At 59.0% G+C, this 26,237-nt stretch carries 24 protein-coding genes; 3 read left to right on the top strand and 21 right to left on the bottom strand.

Annotated elements, in window-relative coordinates; genetic code table 11:
• Positions 1-2 precede the first annotated feature (2 nt).
• The 14 genes from ACK2JC_RS26065 to ACK2JC_RS26000 form a co-directional block, all read right to left on the bottom strand.
• On the bottom strand, positions 3-983 hold the full coding sequence (locus tag ACK2JC_RS26065) for a response regulator (RefSeq protein WP_411338097.1): 981 nt from the start codon (positions 981-983) through the stop codon (positions 3-5).
• Positions 946-2,730: a sensor histidine kinase gene (locus ACK2JC_RS26060; protein ID WP_320936992.1), complete on the bottom strand. Its 1,785-nt coding sequence runs from the start codon at positions 2,728-2,730 to the stop codon at positions 946-948. Before ACK2JC_RS26060 ends, ACK2JC_RS26065 begins: the two co-directional genes overlap by 38 nt.
• Positions 2,731-2,752: 22 nt before the next feature.
• On the bottom strand, positions 2,753-4,042 hold the full coding sequence (locus ACK2JC_RS26055; RefSeq protein WP_320936993.1) for an amidohydrolase: 1,290 nt from the start codon (positions 4,040-4,042) through the stop codon (positions 2,753-2,755).
• A gap of 247 nt (positions 4,043-4,289) precedes the next feature.
• Positions 4,290-5,273 (bottom strand): porphobilinogen synthase, encoded by a 984-nt coding sequence (gene hemB / locus ACK2JC_RS26050; RefSeq protein ID WP_092361119.1) that lies wholly within the window; start codon positions 5,271-5,273, stop codon positions 4,290-4,292.
• Positions 5,273-6,550 carry a glutamate-1-semialdehyde 2,1-aminomutase gene (hemL, locus tag ACK2JC_RS26045; protein ID WP_320936994.1) on the bottom strand — a complete coding sequence of 426 codons (1,278 nt, stop codon included), beginning with the start codon at positions 6,548-6,550 and terminating at the stop codon, positions 5,273-5,275. Before hemL ends, hemB begins: the two co-directional genes overlap by 1 nt.
• Positions 6,547-8,091, bottom strand: coding sequence for a uroporphyrinogen-III C-methyltransferase (gene cobA, locus ACK2JC_RS26040; protein ID WP_320936995.1), 1,545 nt, complete (start codon positions 8,089-8,091; stop codon positions 6,547-6,549). The genes hemL and cobA overlap by 4 nt, the downstream gene beginning before the upstream one ends.
• Before the next feature lie 8 nt (positions 8,092-8,099).
• Positions 8,100-9,014 (bottom strand): hydroxymethylbilane synthase, encoded by a 915-nt coding sequence (gene hemC, locus ACK2JC_RS26035; RefSeq protein WP_320936996.1) that lies wholly within the window; start codon positions 9,012-9,014, stop codon positions 8,100-8,102.
• Positions 9,007-9,642, bottom strand: coding sequence for a bifunctional precorrin-2 dehydrogenase/sirohydrochlorin ferrochelatase (locus ACK2JC_RS26030; RefSeq protein ID WP_302327338.1), 636 nt, complete (start codon positions 9,640-9,642; stop codon positions 9,007-9,009). Before ACK2JC_RS26030 ends, hemC begins: the two co-directional genes overlap by 8 nt.
• A 2-nt stretch (positions 9,643-9,644) precedes the next feature.
• Positions 9,645-10,811: a glutamyl-tRNA reductase gene (gene hemA / locus ACK2JC_RS26025; protein WP_320936997.1), complete on the bottom strand. Its 1,167-nt coding sequence runs from the start codon at positions 10,809-10,811 to the stop codon at positions 9,645-9,647.
• 94 nt (positions 10,812-10,905) lie between these two features.
• Positions 10,906-11,943: a sulfite reductase subunit C gene (gene asrC, locus ACK2JC_RS26020; protein WP_092361114.1), complete on the bottom strand. Its 1,038-nt coding sequence runs from the start codon at positions 11,941-11,943 to the stop codon at positions 10,906-10,908.
• An 18-nt stretch (positions 11,944-11,961) separates the two neighbouring features.
• Positions 11,962-12,753 (bottom strand): anaerobic sulfite reductase subunit AsrB, encoded by a 792-nt coding sequence (gene asrB / locus ACK2JC_RS26015; protein ID WP_320936998.1) that lies wholly within the window; start codon positions 12,751-12,753, stop codon positions 11,962-11,964.
• A gap of 20 nt (positions 12,754-12,773) precedes the next feature.
• The gene (asrA, locus tag ACK2JC_RS26010) at positions 12,774-13,805 is read right to left on the bottom strand and encodes an anaerobic sulfite reductase subunit AsrA (protein ID WP_320936999.1); all 1,032 of its coding nucleotides are present in this window, start codon (positions 13,803-13,805) and stop codon (positions 12,774-12,776) included.
• Positions 13,806-14,158: 353 nt separating this feature from the next.
• Positions 14,159-14,365: a helix-turn-helix domain-containing protein gene (locus tag ACK2JC_RS26005; protein WP_007712462.1), complete on the bottom strand. Its 207-nt coding sequence runs from the start codon at positions 14,363-14,365 to the stop codon at positions 14,159-14,161.
• A gap of 10 nt (positions 14,366-14,375) precedes the next feature.
• A complete protein-coding gene (locus tag ACK2JC_RS26000) occupies positions 14,376-15,005 on the bottom strand; it encodes a DUF2975 domain-containing protein (RefSeq protein WP_166445576.1) in 630 nt (209 codons plus the stop codon).
• Positions 15,006-15,339: 334 nt separating this feature from the next.
• Between ACK2JC_RS26000 and ACK2JC_RS25995 the strand changes: the two genes are divergently transcribed.
• The 3 genes from ACK2JC_RS25995 to ACK2JC_RS25985 all read left to right on the top strand — a co-directional run bounded on the left by ACK2JC_RS25995 (position 15,340) and on the right by ACK2JC_RS25985 (position 19,435).
• Positions 15,340-17,037, top strand: coding sequence for a LytS/YhcK type 5TM receptor domain-containing protein (locus ACK2JC_RS25995; RefSeq protein WP_368272136.1), 1,698 nt, complete (start codon positions 15,340-15,342; stop codon positions 17,035-17,037).
• Positions 17,038-17,088: 51 nt separating this feature from the next.
• Complete coding sequence (locus ACK2JC_RS25990) at positions 17,089-17,802, top strand: LytR/AlgR family response regulator transcription factor (RefSeq protein ID WP_092361109.1); 714 nt, start codon at positions 17,089-17,091, stop codon at positions 17,800-17,802.
• 193 nt (positions 17,803-17,995) lie between these two features.
• Positions 17,996-19,435 (top strand): carbon starvation protein A, encoded by a 1,440-nt coding sequence (locus ACK2JC_RS25985; protein ID WP_092361108.1) that lies wholly within the window; start codon positions 17,996-17,998, stop codon positions 19,433-19,435.
• A 148-nt stretch (positions 19,436-19,583) separates the two neighbouring features.
• Here ACK2JC_RS25985 and ACK2JC_RS25980 read toward each other — a convergent pair whose 3' ends face one another.
• The 7 genes from ACK2JC_RS25980 to ACK2JC_RS25950 all read right to left on the bottom strand — a co-directional run bounded on the left by ACK2JC_RS25980 (position 19,584) and on the right by ACK2JC_RS25950 (position 26,154).
• Positions 19,584-19,832: a hypothetical protein gene (locus tag ACK2JC_RS25980; protein ID WP_092361107.1), complete on the bottom strand. Its 249-nt coding sequence runs from the start codon at positions 19,830-19,832 to the stop codon at positions 19,584-19,586.
• A 192-nt stretch (positions 19,833-20,024) separates the two neighbouring features.
• A complete protein-coding gene (locus ACK2JC_RS25975; protein ID WP_320936675.1) occupies positions 20,025-20,735 on the bottom strand; it encodes an alpha/beta hydrolase in 711 nt (236 codons plus the stop codon).
• Between the two features lie 12 nt (positions 20,736-20,747).
• Positions 20,748-21,752 (bottom strand): LacI family DNA-binding transcriptional regulator, encoded by a 1,005-nt coding sequence (locus ACK2JC_RS25970; protein WP_092361195.1) that lies wholly within the window; start codon positions 21,750-21,752, stop codon positions 20,748-20,750.
• A gap of 175 nt (positions 21,753-21,927) precedes the next feature.
• On the bottom strand, positions 21,928-23,949 hold the full coding sequence (locus ACK2JC_RS25965; protein WP_320936676.1) for a heparinase II/III family protein: 2,022 nt from the start codon (positions 23,947-23,949) through the stop codon (positions 21,928-21,930).
• 106 nt (positions 23,950-24,055) lie between these two features.
• On the bottom strand, positions 24,056-24,865 hold the full coding sequence (locus ACK2JC_RS25960) for a PTS system mannose/fructose/sorbose family transporter subunit IID (protein ID WP_024734974.1): 810 nt from the start codon (positions 24,863-24,865) through the stop codon (positions 24,056-24,058).
• On the bottom strand, positions 24,855-25,643 hold the full coding sequence (locus tag ACK2JC_RS25955) for a PTS mannose/fructose/sorbose/N-acetylgalactosamine transporter subunit IIC (RefSeq protein ID WP_368272135.1): 789 nt from the start codon (positions 25,641-25,643) through the stop codon (positions 24,855-24,857). The genes ACK2JC_RS25960 and ACK2JC_RS25955 overlap by 11 nt, the downstream gene beginning before the upstream one ends.
• Before the next feature lie 19 nt (positions 25,644-25,662).
• Positions 25,663-26,154, bottom strand: a complete 492-nt coding sequence (locus ACK2JC_RS25950; RefSeq protein ID WP_118754137.1) for a PTS system mannose/fructose/N-acetylgalactosamine-transporter subunit IIB — start codon at positions 26,152-26,154, stop codon at positions 25,663-25,665.
• Positions 26,155-26,237 lie beyond the last annotated feature (83 nt).

The raw sequence follows: 26,237 nt of genomic DNA, 5'->3' as shown, positions 1-26,237 counted from the left end.
TTTTACAGGATCTTGTCGCGGTACTCCTTCGGCGTCATCCCGGCGTACTCCTTGAACAACCTGGTAAAATAGCGCACGTCGTCGATGCCGCACTGACAGGCCACCTCGTAGATCTTCCGGCTCACGTCGGCCAAAAGCCCCTTGGCCCGCTCCATGCGCTTCTCATTGAGGCAGCGCACGAACCCGGTTCCCGTCTCCTCCTTGAATCTGGCGGACAGATAATTGGGCGAGACCATCAGCGTCTCCTCCAGAGTCTGCAGCGTAAATTCCGAGCGGTAATAGTTCCGGTCGATCTCCTCCAGGGCCGACTTGATCAGCGCGGAACAGCTGCGGTTTCTGGTCTCTCCGATGAGGCGGACGCAGCCCATAACGGCCCGCTCCATAAACGGCAGAAGTTGTTCCGGCGGCAGCGCCTTCACCGTCTCCGCCGGATGCCCGGTTTCGCAGAGCTCCCCCAGCCGCTCCGCCGTCTCCTTCTCCTCCCCTGCGCTGATAAAGCGCACCAGCCGGGCGGTCATGCCCGCCATGCGCGCCCCGGTTCCGGCGGACTCCTCCGTCCGCTCCACCGGCGGCACCAGGATGGAATGGCGGCGTTTTAAAATCTGCTGCCCGGTCTTTGCCAGCACCGCCTCCAGCTGCTCCAGCTCCAGGGGTTTGAGCACGTAATCCACCACGCATTTTAACTTCACCGCCTTTTGGGCGTAGGCGAAGTCGCTGTAACCCGAGATCAGAATAATCAGGGGCGGTTTTTCCTCGCGTTCCAGCTGCTCCGCCAGCTCCAGCCCGCTTATGCCGGGCATCCGGATATCCGTGACCAGCAGATCCGCCTGATGCTCCCGCACCGCCGCCAGGGCCTCCTCGCCGTTTTTGGCGCAGCCCACAAGGCAAATCCCCAGTTTATTCCAATCTACCCACTCTGCGATCCCCTCGCGGATGATCTTCTCGTCATCTGCGACCACCGCCCGAATCATTTCCCCCTCCATAAGCTTCTCCTCCTGTTTTTTCCAATGGGATTCGGATCACGGCCACCGTCAGGTCCCCCTGAATCCGGTACTGCAATGTATACTCCTCCCCGTATTGGTGCCTCAGCCGGTCATTGACATTTTTGATCCCATAACTCTTGGGCTTCACATTCTCCGCCGGATAGAGGATCCTTTGAATCACTTCCAGGTCCGCCTGATGCCCGTCGTTCATCACCCGGAACACCATGTGCCCGCTCTCGATCTCCCCGGTAATGGTCAGATGGCCGTTCTCATACTGCCCCTCGTCAAAACCGTGGATGATGGCGTTCTCCACCAGTGGCTGCAGCAGCAGCTTGATAATGATGCAGCTGTTCATCTCCTCCTGGATGCGGATCTCGGACTCAAAGCAGTTCTCAAACCGGATCTGCTGTAGATTGATGTAGCTCTGAACCTGTTTGATCTCGTCCTGTACCGCAATGAGATTCTGGCCGTTGTTCAGGGAATAGCGCAGCATGGTGGCCAGGGAGACTACCATTTTCTGGATATCCCGGGCTCCGTAGCGGATGGCCATCCAGTTGATGGAATCCAGGGTATTATAGAGAAAATGGGGATTGATCTGCGCTTGAAGCGCCGCCAGCTCCGACTGCTTTTCCCGGATCTTTGCCACGTATACCTCCTGAATCAGGTCCCCGATCATGTCCATCATGTAGTTGAAGCTCTGGTACAGGGTTTTCATCTCCCCGGTCTGGCGCGAGGAGTCGATGCGGATGTCCAGATCCCCCTCCCGCACCTGGTTCATCACCTGGGAAATGTGTATGACCGGCCTGGATATGTATGTGGAAAAATAGATCGCCAACAGCAGCACGGCCACGATGGCCACGGCGCTGATCGCCATCACATGGCCCCGCAGTGCGGAGCCGGCCGCCAGGATTTCCCGCATGGGAACATCCGCCGCCACCCGCCACCCAACCGTGTGAATGGGCCGGATGATCACCATGTGCTTGTTCCGGTCAATGAACGCCCCGCTGCGCCCTTCCCCAAACCGCTCATTTCCGTCCTGGTGGTAATGGGAATAGGGCAGAATAATCCTGCCCTGGTCGTCCAGAAGGTACACCAGCCCCTTCTGGACGCTGATCTGATTCAGACGGGTAGACAGAATCTGCACATCGATGTTGACCTCCAGCAGCGCCAGATCCCGCATGTCCCGGTCGTCGCTTAGGATCACCTTGGAAAGCCTGAGAAACGTCCGGTCCGCCTCCTCGTTCTCCGTCAGCACAAACTTTCCTCCCGCGGCCCGGGTTTTCTGAACCCACTCCTCCCCGGCCAGATCCGGGGCTGCCAGGAACCCGCGGACTGGTTCCCGGCCGGGCGAGCCGCCGTCGGGATATTCTGCCTCATCCCGGTAAAACTCCCCGTTGCGCACAGGGTATAATCTCACCTTCTCCACCGTCAGCTTCCGCCGCAGCCCGGAGATAGCCCGCTCGCCCTGTTCCCGCACCGCCCGTCCGGCGGCTTCGCCGCCCTGGTCCGCGAAATCCGTGAGCGCGGCCTGAAGCTGCCGGTCCACGCAGAGGTTCAGCGTCTCGGAAAACATATCGCTGAACAGGCTGTTGATATCGCGGACTCCCACCTCCACCGCCTCGCGGGTCACGCTCTCCATCTGGGTGTCGATGGTACCCGACACCGCCCGGTTCACCGCCGTCAGCACCACAATCATAAACAGGCTGATCAATACCGTATAGCTGATAAACAGCCGCTTTTTCAGCATATTCCCTCCCGCCCCGAAACGCCTATTCCGCCCGGGCCAGATATTCCTCCCTGGCCCGGCTCAGAAGCCCGGGGTCCTCCAATAAAGCTTTTCCCATCTCAGCCAGCACGCTTGCCGCGTACAGCATCCCCTTCCTGCCGATGGGCGAGCAGGACTGGGCCGTCACCGCCCAGTGGTGCCCCGGCGTGCCCCGGGTGAAACAGACCGTGTTGATCTCCACCGAGGGAACCGTCTGGCTGACTGCTGAGAAGTCCGTGGAACCGCTGCCCGCCAGCTCCCTGCCCTCCGGCGGAGTGAGCTCCCCGCAGATCGTCCCCGGAAGCCCCAGGCTCTCCCCCAGACCGGCCGCCAGCCGCAGCTCCGGCTCCTCCCACCGCGGCAGCGGAACCCTCCGCATGCAGCCGTAAGCCAGATCCGCAAGGGTGGTGTTGATTCTGGTAGACTTGCCGCGTGCCAGAAATTCCCACTCCACTTCCGTCCCGCTCATCATAGCGGCTCCCCTGGCCACCTGGATCAGCCGTTCCGTCACCTGGTCCACGATCCGGCGGCGGTTGCTCCGCACAAAATACCACACCTCCGCGAAATCCGGCACCACGTTGGGCTTTTCTCCCGCGGACAGATAGCTGTAGTGAATCCGCACGCCGTCCGGCACGTGCTCCCGCAGATAATTGGCTCCCACGCTCATCATCTCCGCCCCGTCCAGGGCGCTTCGCCCCATCTCCGGACACACGGAAGCGTGGGCGCTTCTGCCGTGGAACCGGAAACGGATGGAATCCATAGCCTTGTGGCAGACTTCCCCGCAGCAGTAATGGTCCTCCGGATGCCAGGCCAGCGCAACGTCCAGTTCTTTAAAATACCCTTCCTCCGCCATCTTTGTCTTCCCGAACAGCGTCTCCTCCGCCGGACATCCGTATACCACCAAAGTCCCGGAGAGTCCGCCCTTCTCCATCTCCTCCCGCAGGGCCATCGCCGCCGCGGCGGCTCCCACGCCCAGCAGATTGTGACCGCAGCCGTGGCCGCTTCTTCCATCCCCGTTGTAGCAGGTTCCCTCCGTCTGGTTCAGCTTGGGCAGGGCGTCGTACTCGCAGAGAAAACCGATCACCGGCCCGCCGCTTCCGTAAACCGCGCGGAAGGCCGTGGGCTGGCTTCCCAGGCCCTGTTCCACCGCAAATCCGGCCTGTTCCAGCATGGCGCAAAGCTCCGCGGCCGACTGCCGCTCCTCCCCCGCCAGCTCCGCGTAGCCGTGAATCTTCAACGCCCGCTGCCAAAATTCCTCCCCATGACCCTCTATGTAGTCCGCAATCCAATTCATGTTCCGTCTCTCCTCCGTCTTTTTCTGCTTCTATTATCGCATATGAGGAGGCAGTTATGGAGTGTAAAAAATAACGATTCTGTGGACTTTTCTACTTTCCCCGGGTCAACGCCGCCAGCTCCGGATAGCACAAAAATACGGCGCTTCACAACCTCAGCTGCAAAGCGCCGTAAGGGGCGGGCCGTCCCCGGTATGAGCAAGCTGCCGGGCGGCGGACACGCAGAACAGTGCCGCCGCCCACACGCATTTACCCGATCCGGCCCTGGTCCATAAACTTCGCCAGTTCCTTGGCGAAATACGTCAGCAGAATCCCGGCTCCCGCCCGGTAGATGCTGGTGGCCGTCTCGCAGATGATGCTCTCCTCGTCCACATACCCCAGGCTGGCCGCGGCCTTCACCATGGCGTACTCGCCGCTGACGCTGTAGGCGGCCACCGGCACGTCGATCTGTTCCGCAGCGTCCCGGATCACGTCCAGGTAGGACAGGGCGGGCTTGATCATAATGATGTCCGCACCCTCGTCCAGATCGGAGAATACTTCCTTCACGGCCTCCTTCCGGTTATGGTAATCCATCTGATAGCTCTTGCGGTCCCCGAAGGCGGGGGCGGAACCGGCCGCGTCCCGGAAGGGCCCGTAGAAGGAGGAGGCGTACTTGGCCGCATAGGACATGATGGGCACCGTGCAGTAGCCGTTCTCATCCAGTTTTTCCCGGATCGCGGCCACCCGGCCGTCCATCATATCCGAGGGGGCCACCATGTCCGCCCCTGCCTGGACCTGGCTTAAGGCGATCCGTGCCAGATACTCCAGAGTCTTGTCGTTGTCCACGTACTCCCCGTCCAGGATGCCGCAGTGGCCGTGGGAGGTGTACTCGCACATGCACACGTCGCCGATATAGTACAGGTCCGGCACCTCCCGCTTGGCAAGGCGGAATGCGCGCTGGATGATTCCATCCTCGCTCCAGGCCCCGGTGCCGCACTCGTCCTTGTGGTCCGGGATTCCGAAGAGCATCACGCTGGGCACGCCCGCATCCGCCACCTCAGCCAGTGCCTGGGGCAGCCGGTCCAGGCTGTAGCGGTACTGGCCCGGCATGGTGGGAATCTCTTCCTTTATGTTCTGCCCCTCCCGCACGAACATGGGATAAATCAGGGAGGATTTGTCCATCCTGGTCTCCCGCACCATTTTGCGCAGCACGGGGCTGGTTCTCAGCCTTCTGGGTCTGTTGGTCAGTTCCATCATTTTACCTCCCTGGCCGCGGCCTCGATCACGCGGCACGTCTTTTCCATATCCTCCTCCGTGTGAGCGGCGGAGAGGAACAGAATCTCAAACTGGGACGGCGCGGTGTAGATGCCGTTCTCCAAAAGATAGTGAAAATACCGCCCGTAAAGCCCGGTATCCGAGGTCAGGGCGCTCTCGTAATCCGTCACCGGCTGTTCGGTGAAAAACACGCTGAACAGAGATCCCGCCCGGTTCACCTGTGCCTTGGGCAGAGCCGCCGCCAGAGCTGCGGTCAGACGGTCGGCCTTTGCGTTCAGTTCTTCGTACAGCTCGGGTCCGTCCATCAGGATCTTTAAGGTGGCGATGCCCGCCGCCGTTGCGATGGGGTTGCCGGACAAGGTTCCCGCCTGGTAGACCTTTCCAAGCGGGGAAACCGACTCCATGATCTCCCTGCGGCCGCCGTAGACGCCCATGGGCATGCCGCCGCCCACGATCTTGCCCAGAGTGGTCAAATCCGGCGTCACATGATAATATCCCTGGGCCCCGCCCAGCCCCATGCGAAAGCCCGTGATCACCTCGTCGAAAATCAGAACCGCGCCGTTCCTCGTGGTGATTTCGCGGAGAAACTCCAGAAATCCCGGCTGCGGGGGAACCAGTCCCATGTTGGCCGCCACCGGCTCCACCACCACGGCTGCGATCTTGCCCGGATGCTGGCCAAATAGACGGGTCACGGACTCGCGGCTGTTGTAATCCGCCAGCAGCGTATGCTTGGTGTAGGAGCGGGGAACACCGGCGCTGTCCGGGGCCGAGCCGGTCAGCGCGCCGGAGCCGGCCTTCACCAAAAGGCCGTCGGAATGGCCATGGTAACAGCCCTTGAACTTGATGATCTTATTCCGTCCGGTATAACCCCTGGCCGCCCGGATGGCGCTCATCACCGCCTCGGTGCCGGAGCTGACCATACGCATCATCTCCATGGATGGGAGGCAGGCCTTGATCATTTCCCCCAGGGTGAGCTCCTTGCGGGTGGGCGCGCCAAAGGAAAGGCCGTCCGCGCAGGCCTCCTGCACCGCCCGGATCACCGGCTCGCAGCCGTGCCCCAGAATACAGGGCCCCCAGGAATCCACATAGTCGATATATTCGTTGCCGTCCTCGTCGTAGATGTGGGACCCGCTTGCGCGCTTGACAAACACCGGCGTCCCGCCCACGGAACCGAAGGCCCGCACCGGACTGTTGACGCCGCCCGGAAATACCTCCCGGGAACGGTCGTATAAGATTTTTGATTCATCCAGCTTCATCGTCTCTCGTCTCCTTCTGATCTGTCGTTTAAGATGGCTTCGGCCATGCCGCGGACGGTGAATTCCTTCGCCAGCACGTCCACGCGGCGCCCATGGCTTTCAAGGGCTCCCGCCGTCACATCCCCGATGCACACGGTGCGGATACCCGCCAGCCGTTCCATGGCCTCGCCGCCCATCTGCTCGAAATACGCTTCCACGCCAGAGGCGCTGGCAAAGGTGATGTAGTCGCAGCCCGTCTGCGGCCCGGCTGCTTCTTGGACCGGAAGCCCGCCTGTTACATCATACAGGACAATGTCGTCAAAGGCAACACCCGCGCGGGATAAAATTTCCGTCAGCTCCGGGGAGCCGCCCCGGGAGCGGGGGATCAGAATGCGCGGAGACGCCCCTTCCCGTGCTGTGAGGGCTGCCCCACCGCCCTCGGTCTGGCATACCTGCGCCAACAGCTCCGCCAGCTCCCGCGTCCGGTACACCTGGGGCATGTAGTCCGCCCGGAAGCCGTATTTGAGCAGCTCCCCGGCGGTTCCCGGCCCCACCACGGCAAATTTCACCCGGCCCAGGGCCCGGAAATCCCGCCCTGACTTTAACAGGCCGCTGAAAAACAACCGAACGCCGTTGGCGCTGGTGAACACAATCACCTCATACCGGGAAAGCCGCCCGTAAGCCGCCTCCATCTCCGGGGAGTCCGCGTGGGAGTTCACCTCCATGGCTCCCGCGCACTCCACCTTCGCGCCCAGGCTGTCAAGCAGCGCTCCCAGCCGTTCCCGAAACGATGCAGTGCCGGTAATCCCGACCCGGACTCCCCCTAAGGGCAGCCCCGACTTGCAGGACAGATCCAGGGCGGCGGCCTCCCCGGCCACAATGATGGCAGGCGTGTGAAGCCCTGCTTCCAGCACCTTGCCCTGGATATCTCCCAGACAGCCCCGCACGGTTCTGGCATTTTCCAGGGTGCCGTTCTCGATCACGGCGGCAGGCAGGCTCTCCGGCCTTCCGGCCTTCACAAGCCCCTCCACAATGGCGGGAAGGCTGTTTAAGCCCATAAGAAATACCAGGGTTCCGGGCAGCGCCGCCACCTGGCCGAATTCCGGGGGTAATCCGCCTTCCTCGCCCTTGGTGTGGCCGGTAATCACGTGGAAGCTGCGGCTCAAACTCCGGTGAGTCACCGGGATACCGGCGCACTCCGGCACGGCCACCGCCGAGGTGACTCCGGGAATGATCTTATAGGGAATCCCCTCCACCGCCAGGGCCAGAGCTTCCTCCCCGCCCCTTCCGAACACGAAGGGATCTCCGCCCTTCAACCGGACCACATAGAGGCCCTCTCTTCCCAGCTCCACCAACAGCCGGTTGATCTCCTCCTGCTTCATGGAATGCCGGCCGGCCCGCTTGCCCACGTATACCTTCCGGCAGTCCGGGCGTGCCGCGGCCAGAAGCTGCTCAGAGGACAGGGAATCGTAAACCACCGCATCACAGGCTTTCAGGCAGGAAAGCCCCTTTACCGTGATCAGCCCCGGATCACCGGGGCCGGCCCCCACCAATACTACCATACCGTTTCTCATGCTCCGCCAAGACCCTCAGCCGCACGGCGGGCCAGCTCCCCCGCCTCCTCCGGCTGTCCTTTCAGATGGATTTTGTATACCCGGCCGTTCCTGCCGCTGATTCCAAATACTTCCAGCAGACCGCCCTCCAGCCGGGAGTAGACGCCGATGGGCTCGTGGCACCCGGCGTCCAGGAGCTTTAACACCTGCCGCTCCAGATTCAGGCACAGCCACGTTTCCCGGTGGCTGATCCCGCTTAAAATTCCGGCCGCCCTGCTGTCCGCCCTGCCCTCCACGGCCAGGATCCCCTGGCCTCCGGCCGGGATGAAGCTCTCGCATTCCAGAAACTGGAAATTGTAGCGTGGATCCTCCAGCAGCCCCAGCCGCTTAAGTCCGGCCGCGGCCAGAATGATGCCGTGGTACATGCCGCTCTCCAGCTTTCCTAAGCGGGTCTGCACATTTCCACGCAGATTCTCACACCGCACCGAACCGCCGGGCCACAGTTCTGTTCCCAACAGCTCGATCTGAAGCTTTCTGCGCGGGCTGGAGGTGCCGATCACAATCTCCCCGGTCTCCGGAACCGGACGTCCGGCCGCCGTCACCAGCACGTCCCTGGGGTCCTCCCGCCGGGGCACGCCCACGATGGAAAGACCCGCCGCCAATTCCATCGGCATATCCTTGGCGCTGTGGACCGCCAGATCCAGACGTCCCTCCAGAATCCCCTCCTCGAACTCGGAGACGAACACGCCCTTGCCTCCGAACTCCTGCAGTGGTTTATTCAAAATCTTATCCCCGGTGGTCAGGCGCGCTTCCAAAAGGACCTGGGTGCCCGGAGCCGCGGCCCGCAGGGAATCCGCCACCATCCCGGTCTGTATCATGGCCAACCGGCTGTTTCTGGTTCCTATGCGTATGGTATGTGTGGTATTATCCATGGCTCTCTTCCAACTTTCTTTCGATCATTCTTTTGACTGTCCCATCCTCAAGGCCGCCGCCCGCGCTCATGGCCAGCTCGGCCAGCCGGTAAAAGATTTCCTCCCGCACCGGCTGGGAATCCACCAGCGCCTTGACCATTTCCCGGTTCTCCTTCATCCACCCGGCGGCGGCTCCCGCCCCCTCGGGGATGGCGGCCCGGACCCGGTCCTTCAGCATCCGCGCGATGGCTGGGCTGGCCCCTCCGGTGGATATGCCCACCACAATATCCCCGTCCTTCACCAGGGCGGGGAAAATAAAACTGCACTCTTCTTGAACGTCCACCACATTGACAGGAATCCGCAGGCTTTTGCAGCGCCGGGAAATGGCCCGGTTTAAACCCTCGTCGGAGGTGGCGGCGATCACAAAATCCGCCCCGTCCACATCCTCCGGCGCGCAGGCCCTGGCCTCATAGGAGATTCGTCCCATCTCCGCCAGGGCGGCGATCTCCTCCTCCGCCTCCGGCGCGATCACCCGCACCGCTGCCCCGTACTCCAGCATGGTAAAAACCTTGCGGGAAGCCACCTTACCGCCCCCCGCGATCAGACAGACCATGCCCTCCACATCCATATAAAAAGGGAAATACGCCAACCTTACGCCTCCTTTACCCAGGTCTCCAGGCCGTCCAGCACCTTTAAGACCACCTTCAGCTCCTCGCTGTCCACCCGGTCCCGGATCATAAACAACAGGCTCTCCGGGCTGCGCCCGGCAAAAGCGGTCCGAAGCTCCGCCAGACGGCCGATGTACGGATGAAACAGAATCTCCTTCACCGCCCCGTCCAGGTCCTCCTCCATAATGGCCCTGGCCCGGTCCAGCTCCTTTAAGCGGATCTGCTCGTTGTTTTTGGAAAGGGTGTCAAAATAATCAATGTCCCTCAGGGTCACGCCCGGCAGCTTGGCCGCCTCGGGGTCCATATCCAGGGGCACCGCCACGTCGATCAGAAGGCGCGGACGGTCTGGTTCCCTCCCGGCCATGGCCCGGGCAAGCTCATCCCGGGTGATGGTGTAATGGGGGCTGGTGGTGGCGCTGATCACAATGTCCATCTCTCCCATATATTGGTAACGGTCCCGGTAGTCCACCAACTTCACCCGGTCCCCCTTTGGCGCAAAATCCAGCACGGCGTGATGGCTTCTCACCGTGCCCGTCACCTGGATTCCCGGCTTGGCCAGAATATTCTTGGCGATGGTGGTTCCCATCTTTCCGGTGATGCCGATGATCATCACCCGCTTGATTCCCTGCGCGGGGAAATGGAACACCTCATTGGCCACCAGTGTGGCCACGGACAGCGGTGTGGTGGAGATGCGGGTGTCCGTACGGATCCGCTTGGCGCAGGCGATGGCCCTCTGAAACAGCACGTTGAGCTCATAGTCCACATGCTTTTTCTCCAGGGCCGCCTGGTAAGCGTCCCTCACCTGTCCCAAGATCTCATCCTCCCCCAGGACCATGGAGTCAAAGCCACAGCACACCTTAAAAAGGTGTGCTGTGGCTCTTTCACCGCTGTATATGTTCAGGTATTTGAGCAGCTCCTGCTGCGGAACCGCCTTTATGGAGGCCACCGCCTCCTGGAGCGCCCGGATGGCCGCCTTTCCGCCGGATAAGTAGACCTCGCTGCGGTTGCAGGTGCAGAGCACCACGCAGCCGTCCACGGCTCCGCTCTCCCGCAGCGTTCCGGCTAGCGCCTCCTTCTCCCTGGCGTCGAAGGCGAACCGCCCCCGGATCTCCGCCGGAGCTTTCTTGTAACTTACACTGATACAGTACATACTGGTCGTTTCCTAAGCTTTCTCTTGATTGGCTGCAATCCGGCCCCACGGTCTTCCGGTTCTGCCCCTGCCGCCCCAGGGCCGGATGTCAGCTTTAGTTCTGAGGTCCTGCCGTCTTGTGCTGGGAAACCGGCATCACGTGCATATTGCCGCGCTGCTCGTTCTCAGCCCAGAAGATATCGTCCGCAACCTTTGCCTCGGGATTTAACTCCACGCCTTCGAGAATGCGCTTCTTGAACTCCTTGTAGCCCGCCCGGTCGATCAGATGGCCGCCGTGCAGGTACTCGGGCTTGTAATCCAGCACCCAGGCGGAGAACTTCTGCCAGTTGCCGAACATGGCCAGGATTACATCCTCGGTCACCCAGTTCATAAACAGCTTGCCCGCTCTGGGATTCTGCTTGCCGGTACGGCCGCCCAGGGTCACGCGGTAGAGCTGCTTGGTGCCTCTGCTCCACGCGCCGGTGGGGCAGATCAGGGAACACTCGCCGCAGCCCACGCAGCAGCAGGTATCCTTGTCGATCTTGTTGTTGGCGTTTAAGCTCAGCACGCCGGTGGCATGATGCTGGCAGGCCTCCACACAGCAGCCGCAGCCGATGCAGCGGTCCACATCGTAGACCTGCTTATTCACGCCCATGATGCCGAAATCGTTGAAGTTCGCTTTCACGCAGTCGTTGGGACATCCGGCCACAGCCACCTTGATGTGGTAGTGGGACGGGAACACGATCCGCTCGATCTTGCGGGCCAGCTCATATGTATTGGCGTTGCCCTTGATACAGTGGGCGTTGCCGATGCAGCTCATCACGTTGCGGGCGCCGATGGTGGGATAGCCGCCGTCGTTTACGTCCATGTCCACGTTACACATCTCCACGTCCACATCCTGAATGTAACCCTTGATGAACTTGTTGACCTCTTCAATATTTTCGTATTTAATCCCGGGAATGTCAAGTGTTTGTCTCGTTCCCATGTGAAATGTTCCATTGCCCCAGCGCTCACAGATCTCCTGAACCATGCTCAGGTGCTTGGCGTTGATCAAGGCTCCGGGTACACGCATCTGCAGCATGAACTCGCCCTTGACCTTGGACTGTCTGAAACAGTTAATCCGTACCTTCTTTATGTTAATATCGTGATTCATAACCGATCCGCCCCTTTCTTAATCCACCAGATATTTTGCCTGGGTATAGTTGAATACCGGGCCGTCCAGACAGACGTATACCTCGTCGATCCGGCAATGTCCGCATTTTCCGACTGCGCAGGACATCTTCCGCTCAAAGGACACCCAGATCTTCTCCTCCGGCACTCCGCACTCCACCGCTTTTAAGCCGGTGAACTTCATCATTGGCGGCGGGCCTACGATCACTACCACGTAGTTTCCGTCAAAGCTGTCGAAGGGAATCTTATCAACAAACTCCGTCACAAAACCGGTGCTCCAGCCTTCCTTCTGATCCCTGTCCAGGGCGTAAATGGTGTTGAATTTCTCTTTCCAGCGCTCCAAATCGCTCTTGAAAATAATGCCTTCCTCGTTCTTGAAGCCGCAGATCAGATGTACGCTCTTCACAAAATCCGGCTGATCGTAGAACATGTTCAGCATGCTCTTCACCGGCGCCAAACCGGTTCCGCCGGTGATCAGCACCACGTGCTTGCCCGCAAACTGCTCCACAGGCCAGCCCTTGCCGTAAGCGCCGCGCAGGAACAGGGTGTCTCCGGGCTGCTTGTTAAAGATCTCGTCCGTCACCTTACCAACGGAACGGATGGTGAAGTCCATCCAGCCGTCGCCAAAGGAGCTGACAGAGATCGGAGCCTCGCCCACTTTGGGAATGGAGAGCTGTAAAAACTGTCCGTGCTGAGGCTTGATATCGGTTTCAACTTTAAATGTATACTCGTGCAGGCTCTCACGCTTTACATCCATAATCCTGCATGCAACTGGTTTTACGATATTTTCCATTTTTCCTCCACCTCAATTCTTTAGCTTTCAGTTCCAGTGATCTCGTCGATCGCCTTCGCCATCTTGTTCACCGTGGCCACAATGGAGATAAACTCCGGACAGCGGTCGATACAGCGCCCGCAGCCAACGCACATATGGTAATCCTTAAAGCGCGCTTTGTAGTCGTGGAACTTGTGGAGTACTTTGTAACGCATGCGGTCTCCGGCCGTGTGGCGGAACGCCATGCCGCCGGCCATCTGGTCAAAGCCCTCAACCTGGCAGGAAGCCGTGGTGCGCTTGCGCTCGCCCACGTTGGAGTTCTCATTGTAAATGATATCGGTGGTGGTAAAGCAGGTACAGGTGCTGCAGGCCACCGTACAGGCGCCGCAGGAAATGCAGCGGCCGTTGTATTCCTGCCACATCGGATGAGATTTCAGCTTGGTGAGAACGTCCTTGTCCGGGATCTCCGGAACAGTCAGGGAAATCTCGTTCTCCTTTATGTAATCCGGCTTAAAGCCGTTTTCTTCCATCTTCTCAAAATAGGGCGCCAGATCCTGGTCCTCCACGTCGAAGAGCAGCTCGCCGTCGCCGAACCGGACCGCCGCGGCATAGTCGTCGGCCTTATTGGTTCCCATGCTGACGCAGAAGCATGTATCCCATCCTTCTGTGCACTCCATCATCACGATCTTCACTTTTTCGTTCATGCGCTTGTAGTACAGATCCTCAAAACCGCCGTTGCCCAGGTAAATCCGCTCCTGGTGGTGCTGTGCGTGGATATCGCAGGGGCGCATAAAAATCAGCAGCTTCTTACTGGTAGCCTTGCTCTCGATATACTCGTCTTCGGTAAAATAAAACAGAGACTGAGTGATGGGGCTGAGCACCTCCTTAGCCGGCATATCCGACTTCTCCCGGTACTCAATATCCTCCGCGCGACAGACTCTGTCGTAGCGGATCAGATCGGTCTGGGAATACCTACCCTTTCCCTTAAACCGCTTGGGAGCCCAGATTTCGTATGTTTCGCTGAGCTTCTCAAAGATCTTATCCGCTTGTTCATAGCTTACTTTGTAACCCATTTGACCATTGTCCTCCTTCTGTTCATGCCATGTACTTCCAGTATAACAGCAAGGAATGATAATGTACAATTATAATAAATAATAGATCAATAAATCAACGTTATTTATGTAACGATGTGAACCGGGCGGCCCTGAAACCGCCCAAATCCCTGCATTTTATGGAAAATACGGCAATCCGCCCCGGTCCGTGACAGCAATCTGCACCTGGTTCCCAGACCGTTTTTGATGGAAATCCGACATAAAAACCGGGGATTCGACCTGTCAAAAATCTAATTTTTCACATAAATTTTTCTCACAGGAGGCGGGAGCGCTGTCTGCAAGGGCCGGGCTTCCCCAACAGTCCCCGTGCGGCCTCAATCCTCTTGAAATTCCAGAATATCGCCGGGCTGGCATTTCAGCGCCCGGCAGATAGCCTCGAGGGTGGAGAAACGGATGGCCTTCACCTTCCCGGTCTTTAAATTGGACAGATTCACATTGGAGATTCCCACCTGGGCGGACAGCTCGTTGAGAGACATCTTCCGGTCCGCCATCACCCGGTCCAAACGAAGTATAATCGCCATGGCAGCCCCCTTAAAGCGTGGCGTCGTACTCGCTCTGAAGATACGAGCCGTACTCAAAAATCCGGGCCAGAACCAGCAGTAAACCTCCAGTAAACGCCACCAGATAGTCGAAGAGAAAGCTCATCCCCGAGACTTCTCCTTTAAACACCAGATAGGTGATGCCCAAAAGGTAAAGGATCTTGGAAGCCAGCCCCAGAAACAACAGGATAAAGCCCACGAACTTCACCGCACGGATATTCTCCGCGCAGAAGGGAGACTCTCCAGCCATCACCCGCCCCAGAATCCGCAGGATCTCCCAGATCACGGCAGAAAACGGCACCAGCACCAGGACAAATCCCAGCCCCATGTTCACCATCTGCAACGTCTTCGGGGAATAGGCTCCCCGGATACCCACAGGTGAGGCGTAGGACGGAACGGAGGACCCCACCTGGAAATTCTGCCCCGCCATGTCCACGGACAACCCGCCGAACCGGTTTTCCGCCGCCGTGAAGGCCGACTCCGGAGCCGCGGCCACCTTGATGCCATACCACACGTAGGATACGGCAAAAAGCGCCATCAACCCCATCATGATCCATAAAAAACCCCGGATCACCCGGCAACTCGTTTTGATCTTTCTCAATCGTTCCATCTGTTCCTGCATACTTACCTCCATCCTGTGGATTCCCACTGTGGACCGGGAAACGGAATCCGGAATCTGGATTCCGCCTCCGGCCCGGCGCATTCCGGTACTGTTTCACAATTTCTTTCTATCTTTCTTCCAGTATATCAGCAGGCGGATATGAAAGTCAATAATTATTTAATGATAATCATTAAATCACATTTTCCGGCAAGTACATTTTGCAATTTTCACCTATTGTCTGGTATAATCAAGGAAACGTATCTCTTATCGACAGCCTGCGGCTGCCGACAATATATAATCAAAGAAACGTATCCCTGCCCATGCGAAAATCCCTTACGGATCGGAGGAAGCCCCTATGCCCAACACCATGTTTTTCAGCCTTCTGCTCAATATCGGACTGCTGGTGCTGATCGCCACTCTGCTCACCCATGTCCCCTTCGTGCGCCGCCTGCTGCTCAACTCCAACAATCCTGTGTCCGGCCAGATCGCCCTGGCGCTGATCTTCGGCGCGATCAGCATCGTGTCCACCTACACCGGGGTGCGGGCCCAGGGCGCAATCGTCAACACCCGTGTCATCGGCGTGCTGGCCGCCGGACTTTTGGGAGGCCCCTACGCCGGCATGGGCGCGGCTATCATCGGAGGCATGCACCGTTACCTCTTTGACATCGGCGGCTTCACCGCCGTCAGCTGCGCGGTGTCCACCTTCGTGGAGGGACTTATCGGCTCCGCATTTTCCAAACGCTTCAAGCAGGGCCGCCTGGACGGAACCGGCATCTTTCTCATCACCGCAGCGGCGGAGGTGGCCCAGATGGCGATCATCCTCCTCATCTCCCGCCCCTTCCAGGCGGCCCTGGATCTGGTGCGGCTGATCGCATTTCCCATGATCACCATGAACGCCCTGGGTATGGTGGTATTCATCCGCACCTTCAACCGGGTGTTCATCGAGGAGGACAGCGTGTTCGCCGGGAAGATGCGCCTGGCGCTGCGCATCGCGGACCAGAGCCTGCCCCATCTGCGAAAAGGACTGTACAGCACCGCGGATATGGAGTCAGCCGCCCAGATCATCTACCAGTCCATCTCCTGCGCCGCGGTGATGATCACCGATACCCGGAAAATACTGGCCTTCTGCGGCGACCCCAAATACACGGACCAGAAAACAGACCGGATTCTGGAGCCCATTCTGAAATCCATCCAGGATAAAAAGGCCACCACCTTTGTGAGCGCCGAGAAGCAGGACCCGCTTTACAGCCTGCTAAAAGGCCACACCATCATAGCGGCTCCCTTGATCGAACACAACGAGCCCATCGGCAGTCTGACCATCATGGTAAAAAAACAGTGGCACACCTCCGAGGCCAACGTGAGCTTCGCGGATGAGCTGGCCCGGCTGTTCTCCACCCAGCTGGAGCTCTCGGACCTGGAATACCAGAAAAAGCTGCGCCGCAAAGCCGAGCTGCGCGCCCTCCAGTCCCAGGTAAACCCACATTTTCTCTACAACGCGCTGAACACCATCTCCTATGTCTGCCGGGAGAATCCCGACCGGGCCAGGGAGCTCATTCTGACCCTGTCCAGCTATTACCGGCAGACGCTGGAAAACGACCGCTACATGCTGAGCCTGCATACGGAGCTCTACCATGTGAACAGCTATCTGGAGCTGGAAAAGGCCCGGTTCGAGGAAAAGCTGTCCGTGGAAATCCATGTGGACGAGGATCTGGACTGCATGGTCCCCTCCTTTATCCTTCAGCCGCTGGTGGAAAACGCCGTGCGGTACGGGGCGGACAAATCCGGCAACCGCTTCGTCTCCATCCGGGCCGTGCGCCGGGCCGGCCTGGCGGAAATCTCCGTCTCAGACCACGGCCCCGGCATTCCGCCCGCCGTGCTTGAAAACCTGCAGTCCGGAACGGGAAACGGAGGGGTGGGACTGGAGAATGTACACCGCCGCCTAAAGAGTATCTACGGAGAGGAAAACGGGCTGCAGGCTGTCAATACGCCCGAAGGCGCCTGCGTCTACTTCACCGTTCCCGCAGAAGGTCTTCCAAAGTCTGACGCCGTCTGAGCGGACACGCTGCAGATTCAAACGAAACAATCAATACAGGGGGAAATTTCTATGAAAATAGCGGTTATCGACGACGAGCGCCCGGCGCGCCGGGAACTGATCCATCAGATTCTGGAGGTGCTGCCAGGCAGCCAGATCGGGGAGGCGGACAGCGGCGCCTCCGCCCTGGAGCTTATCAGCTCCGGCGACTTCGACCTGCTGTTCATCGACATCAATTTAAACGATATGGAGGGAACCACGCTGGCAGCCGCCGCCCGGCGGATGATGCCACGGGCCCAGATTGTGTTCGCAACGGCCTACTCCCAGTACGCGGTAAAAGCCTTTGAGCTGGGCGTCAACAACTACATCTTAAAACCCTTTGATCCGGAACGGGTGCGCCGCGTCCTGGAAAAATGCCGGAAGGATCTGGAAAGCTCCTCCCCGGCCCAGCCCGCCGGCCGCCTGGCCATCAGCTCCGACCGAAAGATCGTCCTGCTGGATATCTCCCGGATCGTGTATGTGGAGACCTGCGGGCGCAGCTGCCTGATCCACACCACCGAGGGGGACTACACCGAGAACCAGCTCCTGGGCGAGTACGAAAAGCGCTTGAGCCCCCAGGGATTCTTCCGCATCCACAAGAGCTACCTGGTGAATCTGAACTATATCAGCGAGATGTTCCCCTGGGCCAACAACAGCCTTGCCGTGAAAATGCAGGGCTTTGAAAAGAACATACTGCCCGTCAGCCGGGAGAAGGTCAAAAACCTGCGCCAGCTGCTGGGACTCTGACCCTCCCCCTCTGCCGCGGTGCTTCCGAAAAACGCATTAACGTCTGTCTGCTAAGAAAACGTTAATGCGCTTTTTTTGACTGTTTGTGCACAATACACTGCATTTCACGCAAAAACTATTTTCTTTCATCTAATTTCCCCTATAATAAAAGCATACAACGGCCGTTATAAAATTAATCGTGGAGGTATTCAGTATGATAAGTTTCTTCGCTTGTTTGGCACTGTTGATTGTGGGATTTACCGTTTACAGTAAAATCGCGGAAAAAGTGTTCGGACCCGACGACCGCAAAACCCCGGCCATCACCATGGAGGACGGAAGCGACTACGTTCCCATGGGAACCGCCCGGATCTTTCTGATCCAGCTGCTCAACATCGCCGGCCTTGGACCTATCTTCGGCGCTCTGGCAGGTGCCTGCTGGGGTCCCAGCGTGTTCCTGTGGATCACCTTCGGAACCCTTCTCGGCGGGGGCGTCCACGACTATATGGTGGGCATGATGTCCATGCGCCACAAGGGAGCCAGCGTATCGGAGCTGACCGGCACCTATCTGGGAACCACCATGAAGCAGGTAATGCGGGTATTCTCCGTCGTACTCCTGGTGCTGGTGGGCGTAAGCTTCTCCACCGGCCCGGCCAACCTGTTGGCCATGCTGACCCCCAATGTGCTGAACACCAGGTTCTGGCTGGCCGTGGTTCTGATCTATTACTTTATCGCCACCTTCGTGCCCATTGACAAGGTGATCGGCAAGATTTACCCCATATTCGGAATCTGCCTCATCGTGATGGCCCTGGGCGTGGGCGGCGCCATCCTCCTGGGCGGCTACACCATCCCTGAGATCACCCTGGCGAACCTGCACCCGGCCAATACCCCCATCTGGCCCACGATGTTCGTGTCCGTGGCCTGCGGCGCGATCTCCGGTTTCCACGCCACCCAGTCCCCGCTGATGGCCCGCTGCCTGACAAACGAGCGCGACGGCCGCAAAGTGTTCTACGGCGCAATGGTGGCCGAGGGCGTCATCGCCCTGATCTGGGCCGCTGCGGGCGTGGCGTTCTACAACGGCACCGGCGGACTGTTGACAGCGCTTGGCGGCGGACAGTCCAGCGTGGTTTACGAAATCTGCTTCAAGCTCCTGGGACCGGTGGGCGCGGTCATCGCCATGATCGGCGTCATCGCCTGCCCCATCTCCTCTGCGGACACCGCTTACCGCAGCGCCCGCCTGACCCTGGCCGACTGGTTCAAAATCGATCAGAAGCCCATCAAAAACCGCCTGCTGCTGACCATCCCCCTGCTGGGCGTCGGCTCCATCCTGACCCAGTTCGACGTGCAGGTAGTGTGGAGATACTTCTCCTGGAGCAACCAGACCCTGGCCATGATCGCCCTGTGGTCCGCGAGCGTTTACCTGTTCCGCAGAAAACGCTTCTACTGGATCACCGCTCTTCCGGCTACCTTCATGTCCGCGGTGTCCTGCACCTACATACTGATCGCCAAGGAAGGCTTCCAGCTCTCCACCGCCATCGCGTACCCGGCGGGAATCCTTTTCGCCGCCGTCTGCCTGGGAACCTTTGTGTTCACCTGCGTGCTGGGCAAGGGGAAAAACGCGGCGGCTCCCACCCTGGAAGAAGGCGCTTCCGCATAACCACAGAGCAACGGGCCGCAGGCTGCGCCAGCGGCCCATCGCATTCGACGATTTGGGTTGGCGCAAAACGGATATCACCATCCGTTTTACGTCAACCCATTCTCTCTGCCAGTCCTGTGACCGCAGAACATCAAAACCCCGGCGCTCCTCACGAGCACAGCATCTCCGGCATCCGGTCCTTCCCAAAATCCAGAAACGATACGCTGTAAAAGCTATGGGCCTCCTCGTCGGCGGCCTGAGCCTTGTACCAGATATCCAGCGCCTTCTCAACGGTAATCTCAATATCGTGGTAATAATACAGATTCGCGCTGGTATGGCTTACCACGTCTTCAATCAACAGTCTGGCGTCATGGTTCTCAAACATGACTTCATCTAAGTTATCCCTTGTAATCTTCACTCAGCACACACCTCCAACTCTCCTGCGCCCCGATCCCGGCAACGGCGGCAACGTCAATCGTTAAATATATAATCCAAAAAGAACGTGCGTTCGATCTATCTTTATAGTATCACGAACATACATTCGTGTCAATAGTCAAACAAAAAAAGAACTGCCCGGAACGCCAAAACGCTCCCAACAGCTCCTCTCCATTCACTTACCGCCGCGCACTTCCTCCAAAAAGGCCTCCACCGCCCGGTTGAACGCCTCCGGCTCGTTCGACGCCACAAAGTGATCTCCCTCTAAAATCACCAGTCTGCTCCCCGCAATCCCCGCCGCAATACTCCTGGTGTGGGCTTCCCGGATCATATCCCGGTTCCCTGCGATCACCAGGGCGGGTACACGGATGGCACCAAGCTCCCGTTCCTCCACATGAGGCTGGGTCACCATCAGCCCCAGCAGTTCCCCATTCTTTCCCGCCTGCGACGAGAACGGGCTCAAAAGACGGCACAGACCATAACCCAGCACAATGGGGGCCTGAACAAAGAATTTCACCCCTGAAGGCCGCAGATTGGCCCCGTTCAGGATCAGGGAGCGAAGCAGCCCGGGCCAGCGCAGGGCAAATGCCACGGCGATATTGCCACCGTCGGAGAACCCCAGCAGATGCACCGGCTCCGGCGCGATCTTCTCCAGGGCCTGCCGCAGGTCCTCCGCAAACTGGGCGATGGTAAACGGCGCAGAACCACGCTCTGATTTTCCATGCCCTCTGGTGTCCAGCGCGATCACCCTGTATTTTGTGGAAAAGTAATCCATCTGGCGGGCAAAATAACCGCAGTCCTCCCCATTTCCGTGGAGCAGGACCAGGGGTTCCCCGCTTCCCGCCTCCTCATAATGAAGCCTGCAGTCCGAAATGCGAACCTCCATGTCCCCTCCTTGTCAGTTTACGCTCTCCCGGTATTTGACGATGTTTTTGAACACCACGTCGCCCTCCGCTTTCTTTCCGTCCAGAATATCCATCAGCTCCTCCGCCGCCTTCACTCCCTCCTGGTAGGCGGGGGTGATAATCGCGGCCAAAGGCGGCGTGGTCATGCGGGTCCAGCCGTCGCAGTCAAAGCCGATCAGCCCCACTCTCCCTTTCAGAAGTTCCATGTAATCCGGGTAACGGCGCAGCGCCTGGTATACCACCTGGTACAGCGGCGGGTCCGCCACATAGATCAGGGTGCGGCGCTCCAGATTCAGATTCTGGCTCAGCACCTCGTACACGTCCCCGGACCGGCGTCCCTCCGCCATATAAAAGGTCCCCCCGTCCCGGACCGCGTCCTGCAGCGCGTCCTTGTAGCCCTGCATGCTCTCAAATCCCGTGCTGGAGGTGGAAAAATCGTCCGAGAACATCATAAAATCCTCGTAGCCCTTTCCGATGCACTCCGTGATCACCTGATAAACGCACTCGTAATGATTGCTCTTCACACAGCGGCCCCGGTAGTCGTAGGGTTTGGCGTCCAGATACACAATGGGACGGCGCTTTTTCTCCAGGCTGCCCGCCATCATGCCGAACCGGTAGGTGGACTGGATGATAAATCCCTCCGCCCCCATCTTCAGCATCCGCTCCACAATCTCCTTCTCGCTGTTGAAATTCATGCCGCTGCCCGCCACCATCACCTGGATGTTCTGGGAACCGGCCGCGTCCTCCAGGCCTTTTAACGCCTGGCAGGAATAGGGGTCCGCCAAATCCCCCAGAATCACCCCGATCATTCCGCTGCTCTTGGCCTTCATGGCCCTGGCCGCCGCATTGGGCTCGTACCCCGTCTCATCGATAATGTGCTGGATTCTGCGCTTTGTCTCATCCGACATCTTGTTCGTCTTGCCGTTTAAATAAAAGGATACGGTGGTTTTGGAGACTCCCGCCCGCTCCGCAATTTCATTGATCGTCAACTTTTTCATCGTAACCTCCGCCCGTCTCCGCCGCCGCTGCAACAAACCGCCGGTCCACGGGCCCCGCTTTTTCTCGCCGCAGCCGCCCTGCATTTAAACCGCTCCGGACAGCCGCATCCCAACTCCTATTTATCATAACACAGAACGATTTCCAACGGAATCCTAATTCCGGAAAAAATGCGTTTTACAGCCGCAGACGTTCGCACAGCTCCCCGTCCCGGACATGCAGCGCCACCGCGCGCCCGTATACGGGAACGCCCCGGCAGATGAGAAGCTTGGTCCCCCGGCAGATTTCCCGGTTCCATATCAGAATGATCCAGGACTCCCGCTCCCCCAGCAGGAATTCTACCGCCGTGACCGTCTCCTCCCCCACCTCCCGGCTGTCTCCGGCCCTCTGCACCGGCACGGACTTTACCCGGATCCCGTCCCCGGCAAAGGCGGTCCAGCCCGTAAACCGGTCCTCAAAGCAGCGGACGCCCGTCAGCCTTCCGCTCTTTTCCAGACAGTTGTACCGCGGGGACACCCAACAGGGCTCCAGGCTAAAATCCTGCTGTCCCCACAGGTTCAGGCAGACGTCCCCCGACAGAAGCCGCCAGCGCGGGACCTCCCCCGCCCCGGCCTCCGCCTGCACATCCCGCTCCGCCCGAACCGAGCCGTCCAGGTGATAGCGTTCCTTCACCCTATGGCTCCCCTCGCAACATATGTCGTTGACGATCAGCCAGAATCCGCTGTCATGAACCGCCACCTTGCGTTTGACGAGACAGGGCCGCCCCTGTTCCGTCAGGCCGTGGTAGGCCAGCTCCGCAAAATGCAGCGGGCCCTTCTCCCGGCAGCTGTTCCGAAACGCCTCCCCATAAGAGCGGTAACTCCAGGAACCCTCTGCTCTGGCCTGGGACGCTCCGTCGATGGTGCACACATTGTGGGCCCCGGCCTCCTTGAACTTCACTCTGAGCGGCTCGTCCTCCCGGTAGCTGTAGCGCCCGCTGTCCACCAGAAAGGGCCTGCCCTCAAAGTACAGACAAATCTGGGTCAGATCCCCGTGGCCGTGGGAGCTTCCCAAGGGGCCGCAGTGCAGATAGGTGTAATGGGCGTCCTCCTCCCAGCCGCTGCGCAAATAGATATTTCCCGTGTCCCCGCAGACCAGGGAAGTCTCTGCAGGCCTTCCCTCCGCCAGGTTCTCGTACACCCGCAGCCCCCAGCTCCCCAGAAGCCAGCAGCTGTCCAGATCAAGCGCCTTGTATCCGCCCCCTTTTAATTCCGGACTGCCGCAGAACACGGCTGCCTTTGTCAGCACGTCCCGCACGTCCGTGACGTCGCTGTCCGCCTGAGCCAGCTGCCGGTGATCCGGCCCGGCCGCAAACAGCACGTACCGGCTCATCCGCTCCACGGTCCTTCTCAGCCATCCCGGCGTTTCCTCCCCGGCAAACCGGCAAACCGCCCACAGTTTCATACAGCTGTTCAGCACCTCCATGTGGTACATGATGGATTGTTCCCAGTGGGAGCCGTCATCCCCCACCTGAAGCTCCAGCTGCGTTTCCAGTTCCTTCCAGGCCCATGTTTTAAGCCCTGCGCCCGGCAGATACTCCTCAAACCAGCAGTAGGCGGCGCACATGGCCGTGGTCTGCAAAAGTCCCCAGTTGCTCAGGGTATATTTCCCAATGTAAGCCTCTCTCAGGTACTGAAACTGGTCCCCCATGCCCGCAAGAACCCGTTCTGTCTCCTCCTCCGATACCAGGCCGCCGTCCAGAAGAAACAGTAAAAACATGGTCCAGTTCATACAGCGAATCCCCGTGTCGATGGTCCGCACCGTCTCCCCTCCCGGTATCAGCGGATTGTGCTCCATCCAGTGGAACAGATACCATTTGAGTTTCCCGGCGTAGGCCTCGTCCCCGGTCAGCCGCCAGGCCTGCAACAGCTTTTGCAGGCTGTCGTGCCGGTTCAGCATGTACACCCACTCCGGGTCCCCATTGGGCGCCTCGTTCCACCGCATTTCCGGAAAGGTGTACGGCTCCCCGCAGGGTTCCATATCCCAGGGGTCCGTGAACACAAAGGTCTGGTCCATCAGCCGCCCCGCCGCTTCGATCACCTGCCCGGCCTCCCCGCCGCAGCGCTCCCGCAGATACGCCGCGGCCTCCTCCGGGCCGTACTCCGTCCTCCATGCCTTAACCCGGTCCAAAAGCCGGGCAAATCTTCCCTGTTCCGCCATTTTTCTTCCTCTCTCTATCCATTCATACAGCTCAAGGAGGCGGCGTCCGCGGCAATCCCCGCGGGCGCACACCCCCTCAAATATCCGGAATATGTGTCTGTTTCAGTTATGCGATCAGATGGAGCACGGACAGCACCACGCCCAGGATGATCGTCAGGATCACCAGCTTGTAGGTGGTCCACTTTTTCACCTTGATCAGGTAGAAGATCAGGCCGGTGAAGAGCACGGGCAGGAGCCTGGGCGCGATGGCGTCGATCATCTCCTGGATCGCCACAACCTTCTGCTGGTCGCCGGGCATGCTGGCCACGTACTGGATGGGCGTCGTGATCTTCACGAAATTCACCGCCAGGCCGGAAATCACGGTCACGCCGATCATGCTGGCCACATTGGAAATCTGTTCCATTCTGGCGCTGAGGGTTTCAATGATGTTGGTGCCCAGCTTGTAGCCCCAGATACCGGTCAGCAGCTTCACCGCCAGCAGGATGGCGTTCATGGCCACGAAGAACAGGATCGGGCCCATGATCAGGCCTTCCTGGGCCAGGGAGGCGCCGATGGTGGCGAACAGCGGGGCCAGGCAGAACTGAGCCAGGGAATCGCCGATTCCGGCTAAGGGGCCCATGAGCGCCATCTTGATGTTGCGGATCTCCTTGGCCGGAGTCTTGTTCTCCAGCATGACCAGGTGGAGGCTGGTGATAAAGGGCAGGAAATGCATATTGGTGTTGAAGAACTCAATGTTGTCCTTTAACGCCGCCTGGAGCTTGTCGTCATCGTCCTTATACATCTTGCGCAGCGCCGGATACATCACGTTGGCGTAGCCAAGGCCCTGATAGTTTCCATAGTTAAAGCCGTTCTGCAGGAAATAGGCCCGCAGGGATGTTTTCACATAATCGTTTTTTACCAGCTGATTAGATGCCATCTTCAAATTCAACCTCCACTTCTTCTACAGTTTCACTGCCGCCCTTCCCCATATGGAAGAACACCAGCAGCGCGATTGCGGTTCCCACAACGGCCACGCCCATGGTGGGAAGGTTTAAGTAAGCGATTGCAATGTAGCCGATCAGTACGAAGGGGATCAGCTCCTTCTTTGCCATCACGTTCAGGATCATGGCAAATCCGATTGCCGGAAGCATTTTTCCAGCCACTCCCAGCCCCTCGGACAGCCAGGCCGGAATCAGGGAGATCACCTTCTGCAGGCCCTCGGAGCTGAACGCTCCGCCGAATCCGATGACAAAGCCGACCACAGCGAAGATACACACGGTCGCGTTGGCTGCAATGCGGAAGCCCTTAAAATTCTTCCGGTCCAGCGCCTTGTAAGCGTAGCTGGTCAGCGTGGTTGCAAAGGTGTAGGTGGCGGTGATCACGAACTGGAAGGCCACCGCAAAGGGGAAGGAAAGCGCCAGGGCGGAGCCCACGTCGATGCCCGACCCCCTCATGGTGATGGCGATGATGGTTCCAACAATACCGGGGCCCATGGGGTTGGGCGGCACGGAGCCTCCCTGGGAAACGCCGAAGCCCATAAACGCCAGCTCACCTACAGCGCCCATAGCCAAACCGGTGGGCAGGTCGCCCAGAATCAGGCCCACTCCCGCGGCCATCACCAGGCAGCGGTTGGTGTAGATGCCGAACAGCATGCCCGCCAGGCAGAAGGCTGTCCACAAACCGATTAATACACATTGAAAAATACTGATTGTCACGATAAACCCCTCCTTTAGATTATAAGAACTTATTTAAATCCACTTTCGCGGAGCCGTCGTCCCCGGAAGCGGTTGCTCTTGTGTTAAAGACCACGCCGTATTTATCCCGCAGTTCCCGCAGCGCCGCCTTGTCCTCAGGCCCCAGGGCGATGTATTTGCTCACTTCCTCCTTGCCCGGCCCGTGATGAATGTTGCCTACATTGATCTCCTTCACCGGAACGCCTCCGGCCACCAGCTTAAGCGCATCCTCCGGCGTCTTGCACACGATGAAAATGCTCTGTTTGGGCGATGCCTTCATAATCACGTCGCAGGTGTGCTGCACGGAAAAGAACCGCATTGCGATGGTTTTGGGCACCACCGCCTTCATCAGCGTCTGCTGCATGGAATCCTCGCTGGCCGAATCGTTGGCTACGATCACGGTGTTCACCCCAAGGGCTTTGATCCAGAGCTGTCCCTGCCCGTGGATTAAGCGCTCGTCAATTCTGAATGCTACGATATTTGGCTCTGCCATTATAAAATCCTCCTCATATTATAGTTTGTCTTGTTAAGCAATCGCCCACAGGCTCTGCCCGCGGCCCATTACATTCAGCAATC

Source organism: Enterocloster lavalensis (genome assembly GCF_046603895.1).
In the GTDB taxonomy this organism is placed as follows: Bacteria; Bacillota; Clostridia; order Lachnospirales; family Lachnospiraceae; genus Enterocloster; species Enterocloster lavalensis.
Note: the sequence above shows the minus strand (reverse complement) of the source record. Positions and strands in the feature narration are given on the sequence as shown.

Bases quoted from the DNA above. Each gene is read 5' to 3' on its own strand.
- ACK2JC_RS26065 (WP_411338097.1), bottom strand. From the start codon at position 983: ATGGAGGGGGAAATGATTCGGGCGGTGGTCGCAGATGACGAGAAGATC.
- ACK2JC_RS26060 (WP_320936992.1), bottom strand. From the start codon at position 2,730: ATGCTGAAAAAGCGGCTGTTTATCAGCTATACGGTATTGATCAGCCTG.
- ACK2JC_RS26055 (WP_320936993.1), bottom strand. From the start codon at position 4,042: ATGAATTGGATTGCGGACTACATAGAGGGTCATGGGGAGGAATTTTGG.
- hemB (WP_092361119.1), bottom strand. From the start codon at position 5,273: ATGGAACTGACCAACAGACCCAGAAGGCTGAGAACCAGCCCCGTGCTG.
- hemL (WP_320936994.1), bottom strand. From the start codon at position 6,550: ATGAAGCTGGATGAATCAAAAATCTTATACGACCGTTCCCGGGAGGTA.
- cobA (WP_320936995.1), bottom strand. From the start codon at position 8,091: ATGGTAGTATTGGTGGGGGCCGGCCCCGGTGATCCGGGGCTGATCACG.
- hemC (WP_320936996.1), bottom strand. From the start codon at position 9,014: ATGGATAATACCACACATACCATACGCATAGGAACCAGAAACAGCCGG.
- hemA (WP_320936997.1), bottom strand. From the start codon at position 10,811: ATGTACTGTATCAGTGTAAGTTACAAGAAAGCTCCGGCGGAGATCCGG.
- asrC (WP_092361114.1), bottom strand. From the start codon at position 11,943: ATGAATCACGATATTAACATAAAGAAGGTACGGATTAACTGTTTCAGA.
- asrB (WP_320936998.1), bottom strand. From the start codon at position 12,753: ATGGAAAATATCGTAAAACCAGTTGCATGCAGGATTATGGATGTAAAG.
- asrA (WP_320936999.1), bottom strand. From the start codon at position 13,805: ATGGGTTACAAAGTAAGCTATGAACAAGCGGATAAGATCTTTGAGAAG.
- ACK2JC_RS26005 (WP_007712462.1), bottom strand. From the start codon at position 14,365: ATGGCGATTATACTTCGTTTGGACCGGGTGATGGCGGACCGGAAGATG.
- ACK2JC_RS26000 (WP_166445576.1), bottom strand. From the start codon at position 15,005: ATGCAGGAACAGATGGAACGATTGAGAAAGATCAAAACGAGTTGCCGG.
- ACK2JC_RS25995 (WP_368272136.1), top strand. From the start codon at position 15,340: ATGCCCAACACCATGTTTTTCAGCCTTCTGCTCAATATCGGACTGCTG.
- ACK2JC_RS25990 (WP_092361109.1), top strand. From the start codon at position 17,089: ATGAAAATAGCGGTTATCGACGACGAGCGCCCGGCGCGCCGGGAACTG.
- ACK2JC_RS25985 (WP_092361108.1), top strand. From the start codon at position 17,996: ATGATAAGTTTCTTCGCTTGTTTGGCACTGTTGATTGTGGGATTTACC.
- ACK2JC_RS25975 (WP_320936675.1), bottom strand. From the start codon at position 20,735: ATGGAGGTTCGCATTTCGGACTGCAGGCTTCATTATGAGGAGGCGGGA.
- ACK2JC_RS25970 (WP_092361195.1), bottom strand. From the start codon at position 21,752: ATGAAAAAGTTGACGATCAATGAAATTGCGGAGCGGGCGGGAGTCTCC.
- ACK2JC_RS25965 (WP_320936676.1), bottom strand. From the start codon at position 23,949: ATGGCGGAACAGGGAAGATTTGCCCGGCTTTTGGACCGGGTTAAGGCA.
- ACK2JC_RS25960 (WP_024734974.1), bottom strand. From the start codon at position 24,865: ATGGCATCTAATCAGCTGGTAAAAAACGATTATGTGAAAACATCCCTG.
- ACK2JC_RS25950 (WP_118754137.1), bottom strand. From the start codon at position 26,154: ATGGCAGAGCCAAATATCGTAGCATTCAGAATTGACGAGCGCTTAATC.